Source organism: Pseudomonas kurunegalensis (genome assembly GCF_030291635.1).
Classification (GTDB): domain Bacteria; phylum Pseudomonadota; class Gammaproteobacteria; order Pseudomonadales; family Pseudomonadaceae; genus Aquipseudomonas; species Aquipseudomonas monteilii.
Window position 1 is genome coordinate 5,530,617 of record NZ_CP127871.1, and the last position, 12,473, is coordinate 5,543,089.

The following is a 12,473-nucleotide window of genomic DNA, read 5'->3' on the forward strand; positions in this document are numbered from 1 at the left end:
CCGCCGCAGGGGAAACTCGCCACACCTATCCCTGCAAGGTACGGAATAGAGCCGTTTCAAACCTCTATCAATGCGGTCGATTGTTACCATTACCCGTATGAACTTCTCTCTGGCGTTACGCGGCGTAGCATTGGCTCCGTACCCACTTTCCAGCCCCCGAGAGGAGCACCGATATCATGAAACGCCATCTGCTGACCCTGACCCTGTCCATCCTGGCTGCCAACGCTTTTGCCCTGCCAGCCGCCGAACAACACCTGACCGCTGAATCGCGCTCCAGCGCTGCCGAAATCGCCCAACCGCTGAAAACCGTAGCCGAAGGTGGTTCTGACCGCCTGATCGAACGCAGTGGCCGTGTCGCCGAAGGTGGTTCTGATCGCCTGATCGAACGCAGTGGCCGTGTCGCCGAAGGTGGTTCTGATCGCCTGATCGAACGCAATGGCCGCGTTGCCGAAGGTGGTTCCGATCGCCTGATCGAACGCAGTGGCCGCGTCGCCGAAGGTGGCTCTGACCGCCTGATCGAACGCAGTGGCCGTGTCGCCGAAGGTGGCTCTGATCGCCTGATCGAACGCAGTGGCCGTGTCGCCGAAGGTGGCTCTGATCGCCTGATCGAACGCAGTGGCCGCGTCGCTGAAGGTGGCTCTGATCGCCTGATCGAACGCAGTGGCCGCGTCGCCGAAGGTGGTTCCGATCGCCTGGTTGAACTCAGCCGTGTGAGCTGATCGCCATGGTCGAAAAGAACAACTCATGTCACAACGCTTGCTCCCCTCCAGGCCCGGTCATTGACCGGGCTTTGTTTTTTTAACTAGAGTGCCCAGCCTTACCGTCACAGAAGCCCGCACCATGCTGCCGCGCGCCGAACAGAAGCTACAGACCCGCCAGGCCCTGCTCGATGCCGCCTGCCTGCTGATGGAGAGCGGCCGGGGGTTCGGCAGTATCAGCCTGCGTGAAGTGGCAAAGACGGCAGGCATCGTGCCCACCGGGTTCTACCGGCATTTTTCCGACATGGACGCCTTGGGCCTGGCCCTGGTGGCCGAAATCGACACAACCTTCCGTCAGACCATCCGCCTGGTACGGCAAAACGAATTCGAACTGGGCGGCATCACCGACGCCTCGGTGCGCATCTTCCTCGATGTGGTGGCCGCCCACCGCGCGCAGTTCCTGTTCCTGGCCCGCGAGCAGTACGGTGGTTCACAAGCCGTGCGCCAGGCCATTGCCCGCCTGCGCCAGGACATCAGCGACGATCTGGCCACCGACCTTGCGCGCATGAAGCGCTGGCAGCACCTGGACAGCGCCGCACTGGCGGTGATGGCCGACCTGGTGGTGAAAACCGTGTTCGCCACCCTGCCAGAGCTTATCGACAGCCCTGAGCCGGGTTATCCACAGGCACTGACGCCGCAGGAAAAGATCACCCAGCAATTGCGCTTCATCTTTGTCGGAGCGCGGCATTGGCAAGGGCTGGGCAACCCGCAACCCTAGTTCTGCTACCATGGCGCCCTGCCCGACAGCGACGAGCGCCGACATGTCCAACCCCCGCCACACCCTGCCCGAACTGGCCCGTTTCAACCAGCACTTCGCCGAGCGCATCGTGCCGATGTGGCAAGGCCCAGGCTGGAACGCCGACATGGCCCTGCCCTACGAGGCACTGGACAATCAGCATCAGCCATTGCCAGTGCAGCGCTACCGGGCCATGGCCTGCGCACGCCAGCTGTATCTGTTCAGCAGCCGCATCGGGCAACCCGGCGCAGCCGAGCGCGCAGCCGCCTTGTTCCGCTCGCTGCAAAAGCACTTCCACGACGCCGAGCACGGTGGCTGGTTCTACAGCATCGATGCCCAGGGCAAACCGCTGGACCGTCGAAAGGATCTGTACACCCACGCGTTCATCGTGTTCGCCTGCGCGCACTACTGGGGCAAGGTGCGCGAAAACCTGGTGGCGTCCACCCTGAACGCTGCGCTGGACATCATCGACCAGCAGTTCGCCCGTGACGACGGCCTGTACGAAGCCAGCCTGGGCGAAGACTGGGCCGACCTGGGCAGCGGCCCGCTGCAGAACCCGCAGATGCACCTGGCCGAAGCGTTCCTGCAAGTGCTGGCGGTGCGTGATGACGAGCATACCCAACAGTCGCTGCTGCAACTGTGCGAAGCCCTGCAAACACACTTCATCGAACCGTCCCACGGCCTGATGCTGGAAAAGCCACGCGGGGCTGTGGATAACTGGTTTGAGCCGGGGCATCAGTTCGAGTGGTTCTACCTGCTGCATACCTCACCGCTGCTGCGTGATACGCCGCTGCATGCGTCCCTCGACCGGGCTTTCGGTTTTGCCGAGCAGTACGGGGTGAAAGATGCGGCAGTGCTGGCGATGCTGGATGTGGATGGCAAGGTGATCGACGCCACCCAGCGGATCTGGGCGCAGGCGGAGTATCTGCGGGCGTTGGTGCTACGTGAGGCGGGTGAGGCGAAGTTGGCTACCCAGATGCAGGCGCTGGAAGCGCGGTTCCTGCGGGAAGCGGGCTGGTATGAATGCCGGGATGGGGAAGGCAATGTCAGCCGGCATGATATGCCTTCGACTACGCCCTACCACTTGGCGACCTGCCTGGAAGGCTTGCAGCGCCTGAGCTGACGCAATCGCCGGCAAGCCAGCTCCCACAGGTACAGCGCAGCTCCTGAGGAATGCGCAATCCTGTGGGAGCTGGCTTGCCGGCGATGGGCCGCAAAGCGGCCCCGCTTTGTTGATCAGCCCTTGACCGTACGGTCGATGGAGAACCCTGCCCAATCCTGGCTCACCGGCATCAGCTCCAGGCTGTTGATGTTGATGTGCGCCGGCTGGTTGAGAATCCAGAAGATGGTCTCGGCAATGTCCTGCGGCTGGATCGGCTCGGCACCCGCGTAAGTGGCGTCGTACTTGGCCTGGTCCCCCCCGAAGCGCACCAGCGAGAACTCGCTCTCGCACAGGCCCGGCTCGATGTTGCTCACCCGCACGCCAGTCCCGCGCAAGTCGCAGCGCAGGCTCAGCGAGAACTGGCCAACGAAGGCCTTGGTGCCGCCATACACGTTGCTGCCCGGGTACGGGTAGTTGCCCGCCACCGAACCCACGTTGAGGATCGACGCCCCACGGCCGTGGGCGATCAGGCGTGGCAGCAGCAGGCGGGTGGTGTACATCAGGCCCTTGATGTTGGTATCGACCATGGTTTCCCAGTCGTCCAGGCTGCAGTTCTGCGCTGCGTCCACGCCCAGCGCCAGGCCAGCGTTGTTCACCAGGCCGCGCAGCTTGTCGAAGCCGGCCGGCAGGGTGGCGATGGCCTGTTCCATGGCCTTGCGGTCACGTACGTCCAGCACCAGGCCATGCACTTCGGTCTTGGCCGACAGTTCCGCGCACAGGGCGTCCAGGCGCTCCTTGCGACGGCCAGTGAGCACCAGTTTCCAGCCGGCCTCGGCAAAGCGGCGGGCGGTGGCCTCGCCGAAGCCGGACGTGGCGCCAGTGATGAATACGGTGGACGTCATGCTCTGTTCCTCACAGTAGGTTGTCATGGCAGCTTTGCAGCATGCCCGCGCCGGGCGCTCGCAGCAAGCCAGTCAGGCGGCTGTTCATTTTTTGTTCATCTGCGGCAAACCCTTGCAGCAGAGGGCCCGGCGCCAGCTATGCGCATGTTATCCACAAGGCTTTCCCCACGGATTGGGGGCAACTTGTCCACGGTGCGGAACCCTTTCAGCGATAGGTGGTCGGTGGATATCTTTCGAGTGATGGCGCAAGGCTTTCAAGCATGCCGCCTGCAGCGGTCTGTCCAACGTTTCTTCACAGAGTTATCCACAGGTTTTTCAGCGACATTCAAGTGCTTGCAGGGCTTTGAAAAACCTTGAAAAATCATCCACAAAGAGCACCTGATCAAAAAACGATCAAACCTCTGCAGGGCTCGGTATCAAAGGGATTGAGCGAGATGCCACCATGTTTTCCACAGGCGGTTCCACATTATCCGTGGAAAAGATCCGGCCTGTGGAAAGATGGGCTCGGGAAGGAAAACGGGGGTATGTGGAGACAGGCCCGTGGCAAGTTGTCCACATTGAGAATGGGGCCGCTCAGCGGCCCCGAATGAAACTCAGTGCCCGCCAAGGTAGGCGTTACGCACCTCTTCGTTGACCAGCAACTCCTGCCCGGTCCCGGTCATGCGGATCTGCCCGTTGACCATCACATACGCCCGGTCCGACAGCTTCAGCGCATGGTTGGCGTTCTGCTCCACCAGAAAGATGGTCATCCCGCTCTTGGCCAGCTCGCGCAGGGTCGAGAAGATCTGCTTGACCACAATCGGCGCCAGCCCCAGCGACGGCTCGTCCAGCAGCAGCAACTTCGGCCGGCTCATCAGCGCCCGGGCAATCGCCAACATCTGCTGCTCACCCCCGGACATGGTCATGGCCCGCTGGTTACGCCGCTCCTTCAAGCGCGGGAACAGCTCGTACATACGCTGCATGTCTTCGTCGGCATGCTTGTCGCCGATGGGGATGGTGCCCATCATCAGGTTCTCCTCGACGGTCATGTCGGGGAACACCCGGCGCCCTTCCGGCGACTGAGCGATGCCGTTGGAGGCGATGTAGTGCGACGACTTGCGGGTGATGTCGGTGCCGCGATAAACGATGTGCCCCGACGCGGCCCGAGGCTGGCCGAAAATAGACATCAACAGGGTCGACTTGCCGGCACCGTTGGCACCGATCAGGCTGACCGTCTCGCCTTCGTTGATGTGCATCGACACCTTTTTCAGCGCCTGGATCGGCCCATAGAACACGTCCAGGTCCTTCAGTTCGAGAATGGGCGCACTCATACCAGTTCCTCTTCGTCTGCACCCAGGTAGGCGGCGATCACCGTCGGGTTGTGGCGGATGTCTTGCGGGGCGCCTTCGGCAATCACGTTGCCGTGGTCCAGCACCACGATATGGTCGGAAATGCTCATGACCATGCCCATGTCGTGCTCGATCAGCACCACGGTGATGTCGTGCTCGTCACGCAGCACGCGGATCATGCGGCTGAGTGCCTCGGTTTCCTGCGGGTTCAGGCCTGCTGCCGGCTCGTCCAGGCAGATGATTTTGGGCCGCGTACACATGGCCCGGGCAATCTCCAGGCGACGCTGCTGACCGTACGACAGCTCACCGGCCAGGCGGTTGGCGCAGTCGACCAGGTCGACCACTTCCAGCCAGTAGAAGGCGTGGTCCAGCGCATCGCTCTCGGCCTTGCGGTAAGCCTTGGTGTTGAGCACTCCGGCCAGCAGGTTGCGGTTGACCCACATGTGCTGGGCCACCAGCAGGTTTTCCACCACCGACATTTCCTTGAACAGGCGAATGTTCTGGAAGGTACGGGCCAGGCCTGCGCGGTTGACCAGGTGGGTGCCGCCGAACATCTTGTAGTACATGCGGTTGGCAAAGCGCGCCGGCGACACGAAGTCCGCCGCCTGGAAGCGCTCGCCAAGCAGCTGGATGACGTTGGTGTGGCTGCCGCGTACGTTCAGCTCGATGCGCCCGCCGCTGGCCTTGTAGAAGCCGGTCAGGCAGTTGAACACTGTGGTCTTGCCGGCACCGTTGGGGCCAATCAGGGCGAAGATCTGGTTGCGCCGGACCTTGAGGCTGACGTCGCTGAGCGCCTTGATGCCACCGAACTGCATCATCAGGTTGTCGACCGACAGAATGATATCGTCGCTCATGGCGCCACTCCTTTACGCGGGGTCACACCGGTACGGCTGATGCGGATCAGCCCACGCGGTCGCCAGATCATCATCAGCACCATCAGTACGCCGAACAGCAGTACCCGGTATTCGGAGAAGCTGCGCAGCAACTCGGGCGCCACGGTCAGCACGAACGCTGCGATCACCACGCCCACGGTCGAGCCCATGCCACCCAGCACGACGATGGCGAGGATCAGCGCCGACTCGAAGAAGGTGAACGACGACGGGTTGACGAAGCCCTGATAGGTGGCGAAGAACACCCCGGCAAGGCCGGCAGTGGAAGCACCCAGGGTAAACGCCGAAAGTTTGACCAGTACGTGGTTCAGGCCCATCGAACGGCAGGCGATCTCGTCTTCGCGCAGTGCTTCCCACGCCCGGCCGACCGGCATGCGAGTCAGACGGTGCTTGATGTACAACACGGCCAGCACGACGATGAACAGCACCGCGTAGATGAACACGAACTTGAGGTTGGCGTTGTAATCGAAGCCGAAGAACTCGTGGATCGGTACGCCGCCGTCCTTGGCCCGACGGCCGAACTCCAGGCCGAAGAAGGTTGGCGACGGGGCCGGCATGCCGTTGGGGCCACCGGTGAACGACAGCCAGTTGTTCAGCACCAGGCGGATGATTTCGCCAAAGCCCAGGGTCACGATCGCCAGGTAGTCACCGTGCATCCTTAGCACCGGGAAACCGAGAATGCACCCCGCCAGCGCTGCGGCGATGGCCGCCAGCGGCAGTACGCTCCAGAAGCCCAGGCCGAGGTACTGGTAACCCAGCGCCAGGCCGTAGGCGCCGATGGCGTAGAACGCCACATAGCCCAGGTCGAGCAGGCCGGCGAGGCCGACCACGATGTTCAGGCCAAGGCCCAGCAACACGTAGATCAGGCCGAGGATGACCACGGTCAGCAGGTATTTGTTGGCGAAGATCGGGAAGACGATGGCAATCACCACCAGCGCCGGGATGATGTAGCGCAGCCGTGACTTGTAGTCCGGCGCATTCACATGCACGCCCGAGCCACCGCTGTCGAAGCCCTGGAGCATGCGCACGCCAGCGGCGGTCTGCAGGTACAGGCTGAGCAGGAAGCGCCCGAGCATCACCCCGCCGACCAGCCAGGCTACCCGACGAGGCTCGGCGTTGAAGGTGTAGCCGTCGAGCACCACGCCGACGACCGGGCCAAACACAATGAGTGCCAGCAGGCCGGCGACGATGGTCTCCAGCAGGCTGCGTTTAAGGTCGAAACCCTTGGTTTCGGTAACAGCGGCAGTTTTGGCAACGGACATGTTCACACCTTAGCCACGAGCGGGCGACCCAGCAGGCCTTGTGGGCGGAAGATAAGGATCATCACCAGCAGCGAGAAGCTGAACACGTCCTTGTAGTCGGAGTTGATCAGGCCAGAGAACAGCGACTCGGAAATACCCAGGATGATCCCGCCGAGCATGGCGCCAGGCAGCGAGCCGATACCACCGAGCACAGCGGCGGTGAACGCCTTGATGCCGATGATGAAGCCGGCGTAGAAGTCGAAGGTGCCGTAGTTCATGGTGATCAGCACGCCGGCCAGCGCGGCCATGACAGCACCGATGACGAACACGTAGGAGATCACCCGGTCGGTGTTGATGCCCAGGATCGAGGCCATCTTGCGGTCTTGCTGGGTGGCGCGGCACATGCGGCCGAGCTTGGTGTACTTGATCACGTAGGTCAGCAGGCCCATGCCCACGAAGGCAGCGATCAGGATGAAGATCTTGGTGTAGGTCAGTTGCACGAAGCCGGTGCCGACTTCAACACGCAAGGCACCTTCAAGCAGGGTCGGAACACCTTGCTGGCGGGCACCCTGGCTGATCTGTGCATAGTTCTGCAGGATCAGCGAAATGCCGATGGCGCTGATGAGCGGTGCCAGGCGGGTGGAGTTACGCAGGGGTTTGTAAGCGATGCGCTCGATGGTGAAGCCGTATACGCCCGTAACGACGATGGTGAACAACAGCGTGCCCAGCATCAGCAGGGGGAACGACTCGATACCGAAGTAAGCCAGCAATGCCAGGCTGATCGCCGCGAGGTACGCGGAGATCATGTACACCTCGCCGTGCGCGAAGTTGATCATGCCGATAATGCCATAGACCATTGTGTAGCCGATGGCGATCAGGCCATAGACCGACCCGAGGGTCAGGCCGTTGACCAGTTGCTGCAGGAAAATACCATCCATAACGCAATCTCACCTGATTGAGATTGCACGAGCGCCGACCACGGCGCGGGCCACCGGTGCGGGGCCCTCGCAGCGCAGAACTGTGCAGATCTACGAATAAAGACAGGTACCGCGGGGCTTGGGCCCGAGCATCAGCCCGGGCCGTGGGCCGTTGTTATTTTTGTTTTTCCAGCTGGTGGTATTTACCGTCTTTGTCCCACTGGTAGACCACGTAGTCGGACACGGTCAGGTCGCCCTTGCTGTCCCACTTCTTCTCGCCCATGACAGTCTTGACCGGGTTGGCCTTCAGCCACTTGGCGGCGTCTTCGCCCTTGTTCGACTTGGCGCCATTGAAACCGGCGGCCAAGGCTTCCAGCGAGGCATAAGCGTACAAGGTGTAGCCTTCAGGCTCGGTACCGGCCTTGCGGAACGCCTCCACCACTGCCTTGCTGTCTGGCAGCAGGCGCGGGTCGGCGCCGAAGGTCATGTACACGCCATCGACGTACTGTGCGCCGCCAGCGGTGGCCACCAGTTCGTCGGTGACGATGCCGTCATCGGACATGAACTTGACGTCCTTCAGGCCCTGTTCGCGCAGCTGGCGTACCAGCGGGCCAGCCTCTGGGTGCAGGCCACCGAAGTAGACCACGTCGGCACCGGTGGAGCGGATCTTGGTGACCACGGCGCTGAAGTCTTTCTCGCCACGGGTCAGGCCTTCGTACAGCACAGGCTTCACGCCGCGCTTTTCCAGTTGCGCCTTGGTGGCGTCGGCCAGGCCTTGGCCGTAGGTGTCCTTGTCGTGCAGCACCGCGACTTTCTTGCCCTTGAGTACATCGACGATGTAGTCGCCGGCCACGATGCCCTGCTGGTCGTCACGGCCGCACATGCGGAACATGGCGCTCAGGCCGCGTTCGGTCACCTGCGGGTTGGTGGAGCCTGGGGTGATGGCGATAACGCCGGCTTCGTCATACACCTCGGAGGCCGGGATGGTGTTGGAGGAACAGAAGTGGCCGACCACGCCGATCACCTTGTCCTGGTCGACCAGGCGGTTGGCCACGGCCACGGCCTGCTTCGGCTCGCAGGCGTCATCGCCCTTCACCAGGACGATTTTCTCGCCATTCACGCCGCCAGCGGCGTTGATCTTGTCGGCCGCTGCCTGCGCACCTTTCATGTACTGCTCGCCAAACGCTGCGTTTGCCCCGGTCATCGGGCCCGCTACACCGATCTTGACGTCGGCCTGAACATACGAAGAAACACCCAGTGCTGTAGCCACGGCCAGAGCCAGGAAACCTTTCTTGTAAAACGTCTGCGACATGAGGTGGTGCTCCTAGAGTTTTTTTTGGTTGGCACTACAACTTCTCAACCCTGTGCTCAGAGCAAGGGCCGTGCCATAGGGTTTGTCTTCCGGGAAAACACACTGTGCCAAGCGCCAGCAGGCGACCGGCGGCCTTTTCTTTATTGAGCGTGCAACCGTCTGCCACGCGGCAGGCGCCACCACACGTACAGACAAGGAGCAACCGCCTGGTGCCATCATTGCAACCCCGCCAAGTGTTAACGTGCAACCAGCCTGTAACAGCGGACGTCACCGAACTGCACACCGCTGGTGCGCGACTGCTACAGGCGGCACCGTTTCAAGGCTAGCCGGTGCACGGAAAAACACCTCTGTTTTGGCTGTTCCGGCCTCTTCGCGGGCAAGCCCGGACACAACAAGCCCCAAAAGGCTGGCACAATGTCCGCCATTCGCCGCTTCCGGAGCCCCCCTTGATGAGCGAGAGCGCATTCGCCGAGCGCATCGTGCACAACCTGCTCGACACCGACTTCTACAAACTCACCATGATGCAGGGCGTGCTGCACAACTACCCGGACGCCGACGTCGAATGGGAGTTCCGCTGCCGCAACGGCGAGGACCTGCGCCCATATCTTGGCGAGATCCGCCACCAGCTCGAACTGCTCAGCGACCTCACCCTGGATGATGGCCAGCCGGCCTTCCTCGAGCGCATCAGCTTCCTCAAGCCCGACTTCCTGCGTTTTCTGCGACTGTTTCGCTTCAACCTGCGCTACGTGCGCATCGGCATCGAAAACGACCAGCTGTTCCTGCGCCTGAAAGGCCCGTGGCTGCATGTGATCCTGTTCGAAGTACCGCTGCTGGCCATCATCAGCGAAGTGCGCAACCGCCACCTGCACCCACGCATGCGCCTGGCGGAGGCCCGCGACCAGCTGTACCGCAAGTTCGACTGGCTGCGCGCGCATGCCAGTGACGATGAACTGGCCGAACTGCAGGTAGCCGACTTCGGCACCCGGCGGCGCTTTTCCAGCCGTGTGCAGGAAGACGTGGTGCGGGTACTGCGCGACGACTTCCCGGGCCGCTTCGTCGGCACCAGCAACGTCGACCTGGCATGGAAACTGGATATCAAGCCACTGGGCACCATGGCCCATGAATGGATCATGGCCCATCAGCAACTCGGCCCGCGCCTGATCGACAGCCAGATCGCCGCGCTGGACTGCTGGGTGCGCGAATACCGCGGGCTGCTCGGCATCGCCCTGACCGACTGCATCACCATGGATGCCTTCCTTGGCGATTTCGACCTGTACTTTGCCAAGCTGTTCGACGGCCTGCGCCACGACTCCGGTGAACCGGTGGCCTGGGCCGAGAAGGCCATTGCCCACTACCAGAAACTGGGTATCGACCCGATGACCAAGACCCTGGTGTTTTCCGATGGCCTCAACCTCACCCGTTCGCTGGAAATCTTCCGTGCCCTGCGCGGTCGCATCAACGTCAGTTTTGGCATCGGCACCAACCTGACCTGCGACATCCCGGGTGTGGCCCCGATGAGCATCGTGCTTAAAATGACCGACTGCAACGGCGCGCCAGTGGCCAAGATTTCGGACGAAGCCGCCAAGACCCAATGCCGCGACGAGAACTTCGTCGCCTACCTGCGCCACGTATTCAAAGTCCCCAGCAAGGAGTAACCCATGCAAGCGGTTCAGCAAGAGATTGCCCAGGCACTGAAGGTACAGCCGCCGTTCGCCGACACTGCCGCGCTTGAGGCCGAAGTCGCCCGGCGCGTGGCGTTCATCAAGGACTGCCTGGCCAACGCCCGGCTCAAGACCCTGGTGCTGGGCATCAGCGGTGGCGTCGACTCGCTGACCGCCGCCCTGCTCGCCCAGCGTGCCATCAACGAGCTGCGCGCCGAGACCGGCGACAAGGCCTACACCTTCATTGCCGTGCGCCTGCCGTACCAGGTGCAGCATGACGAGCATGACGCCCAGGCCTGCCTGGACGTGATCAAGGCCGATGAAGTGCACACCGTCGACATTGCCCCGGCAGTGAAAGCGCTGGCCGCTGAGGTTGTAGAACTGAAAAATGGCTCGCCAACCTTGGTGGACTTCGTGGTGGGCAACGTCAAGGCGCGTACGCGCATGGTCGCCCAGTACACCATTGCCGGCGCACGTGCGGGCCTGGTGATCGGTACCGACCACGCCGCCGAGGCGGTAATGGGCTTCTTTACCAAGTTTGGTGATGGTGCCTGCGACCTGGCGCCGCTGAGCGGGCTGGTGAAAAACCAGGTACGGGCCATTGCGCGCAGCTTTGGTGCGCCGGAGTCACTGGTGGAGAAGGTGCCGACTGCAGACCTTGAGGACCTGGCGCCGGGCAAGCCGGACGAAGCGTCCCATGGCGTGACCTACCAGCAGATCGATGCCTTCCTGCATGGTCAGTCGGTTGATCAGGCGGCGTTCGACATCATCGTTGCCACCTACCGCAAGACCCAGCACAAGCGCGAACTGCCGTTCGCCCCTTGAAGCTAAGGGGCCGCCTTGCGGCCCCTTACCCGCTTACTTGACGACGACCTTGCCCTTCATCATCGAGATGTGGCCCGGGAAGGTGCAGAAGAAGCTGTAGTCACCACCGGCTTCCAGCTTGGTAGCGTCGAACTTCACTTCGGTTTCTTTCTCAGGCGCACCGATCATCTTGGTGTGAGCGATGATCGCGGCGTTGTCAGCCTTGATGTAGTCCTTGTCCAGGCCCTGGCTCATGCCTTCGGTAGCAATGCCCTGCATGTCGGCAGTCTTGCTGATCACCAGGTTGTGGCCCATCACGTTCTTCGGCAGGTTGCCCGAGTGGGTCAGTTTGACGGTGAATTCCTTGCAGCTCTTGTCGACGGTGATTTCCTTGGTGTTGAAGGACATCTGGTCGGTCGAGTCGACAGTTACCGAGCACTCGGCGGCGAAGACAGAGGCGCTGGCGAGGGTCAGCAGGGATACCGCTACAGCTTTCGCAAACATCATGAATCTCCTTGGCAGGGTTTTATCAATTGCGAGACTGCCTGAAACCGTTCAGCCCCTTGCTGATATGGGTCAAGGGGGTGTCAAGAGGCCAGCCAGTAGAATTGTTCAATGGATTGTATACAACCAATCTAAGGGCACATCATGCCCTTTTATTAGACGATGGGACAACCTCTCATTTAGGAGCAATACCAAATGCCCATCTCTGCCTTCATCAATAGCCTGCTCGCCGCCTATGCCCACGGGGCTACCGGCGCCATCTGCGAATTCTCCCGCCCGGAATGAACGCGGCCTTGGAAGCAACGGGCATGCGCCGTA

General features: G+C 61.9%; 12 protein-coding genes. 5 read left to right on the forward strand and 7 right to left on the reverse strand.

Annotated elements, in window-relative coordinates:
- The first annotated feature begins 176 nt into the window (after window positions 1-176).
- The 3 genes from QQ992_RS25250 (at window position 177) to QQ992_RS25260 (ending at window position 2,617) form a co-directional block, all read left to right on the forward strand.
- Entirely contained in the window at window positions 177-719 is a 543-nt protein-coding gene (locus QQ992_RS25250) for a phage infection protein (RefSeq protein WP_286111478.1), read from the forward strand.
- 121 nt (window positions 720-840) lie between these two features.
- The gene (locus tag QQ992_RS25255; protein WP_019098907.1) at window positions 841-1,476 is read left to right on the forward strand and encodes a TetR family transcriptional regulator; all 636 of its coding nucleotides are present in this window, start codon (window positions 841-843) and stop codon (window positions 1,474-1,476) included.
- A gap of 43 nt (window positions 1,477-1,519) precedes the next feature.
- Entirely contained in the window at window positions 1,520-2,617 is a 1,098-nt protein-coding gene (locus QQ992_RS25260; protein WP_286111480.1) for an AGE family epimerase/isomerase, read from the forward strand.
- 113 nt (window positions 2,618-2,730) lie between these two features.
- Here QQ992_RS25260 and QQ992_RS25265 read toward each other — a convergent pair whose 3' ends face one another.
- The 6 genes from QQ992_RS25265 to QQ992_RS25290 all read right to left on the reverse strand — a co-directional run bounded on the left by QQ992_RS25265 (window position 2,731) and on the right by QQ992_RS25290 (window position 9,186).
- Window positions 2,731-3,498: an SDR family oxidoreductase gene (locus QQ992_RS25265; protein ID WP_016712242.1), complete on the reverse strand. Its 768-nt coding sequence runs from the start codon at window positions 3,496-3,498 to the stop codon at window positions 2,731-2,733.
- Window positions 3,499-4,091: 593 nt separating this feature from the next.
- Window positions 4,092-4,808 carry an ABC transporter ATP-binding protein gene (locus QQ992_RS25270; RefSeq protein ID WP_016712243.1) on the reverse strand — a complete coding sequence of 239 codons (717 nt, stop codon included), beginning with the start codon at window positions 4,806-4,808 and terminating at the stop codon, window positions 4,092-4,094.
- On the reverse strand, window positions 4,805-5,680 hold the full coding sequence (locus QQ992_RS25275; protein ID WP_010955466.1) for an ATP-binding cassette domain-containing protein: 876 nt from the start codon (window positions 5,678-5,680) through the stop codon (window positions 4,805-4,807). The genes QQ992_RS25270 and QQ992_RS25275 overlap by 4 nt, the downstream gene beginning before the upstream one ends.
- Complete coding sequence (gene livM / locus QQ992_RS25280; RefSeq protein WP_286111482.1) at window positions 5,677-6,978, reverse strand: high-affinity branched-chain amino acid ABC transporter permease LivM; 1,302 nt, start codon at window positions 6,976-6,978, stop codon at window positions 5,677-5,679. Before livM ends, QQ992_RS25275 begins: the two co-directional genes overlap by 4 nt.
- A gap of 2 nt (window positions 6,979-6,980) precedes the next feature.
- Window positions 6,981-7,895 carry an ABC transporter permease subunit gene (locus tag QQ992_RS25285; RefSeq protein ID WP_119371591.1) on the reverse strand — a complete coding sequence of 305 codons (915 nt, stop codon included), beginning with the start codon at window positions 7,893-7,895 and terminating at the stop codon, window positions 6,981-6,983.
- A gap of 154 nt (window positions 7,896-8,049) precedes the next feature.
- Entirely contained in the window at window positions 8,050-9,186 is a 1,137-nt protein-coding gene (locus QQ992_RS25290; protein WP_286111483.1) for a branched-chain amino acid ABC transporter substrate-binding protein, read from the reverse strand.
- Window positions 9,187-9,635: 449 nt separating this feature from the next.
- Here QQ992_RS25290 and pncB point away from each other — a divergent pair, with 449 nt between their 5' ends.
- Window positions 9,636-10,841 carry a nicotinate phosphoribosyltransferase gene (gene pncB, locus QQ992_RS25295; RefSeq protein ID WP_060498568.1) on the forward strand — a complete coding sequence of 402 codons (1,206 nt, stop codon included), beginning with the start codon at window positions 9,636-9,638 and terminating at the stop codon, window positions 10,839-10,841.
- A 3-nt stretch (window positions 10,842-10,844) separates the two neighbouring features.
- Complete coding sequence (nadE, locus tag QQ992_RS25300) at window positions 10,845-11,672, forward strand: NAD(+) synthase (protein WP_286111484.1); 828 nt, start codon at window positions 10,845-10,847, stop codon at window positions 11,670-11,672.
- A 33-nt stretch (window positions 11,673-11,705) separates the two neighbouring features.
- Here the strand turns inward: nadE and azu are convergent, their stop codons facing one another.
- A complete protein-coding gene (gene azu / locus QQ992_RS25305) occupies window positions 11,706-12,155 on the reverse strand; it encodes an azurin (protein WP_025752457.1) in 450 nt (149 codons plus the stop codon).
- Between the last annotated feature and the right edge of the window lie 318 nt (window positions 12,156-12,473).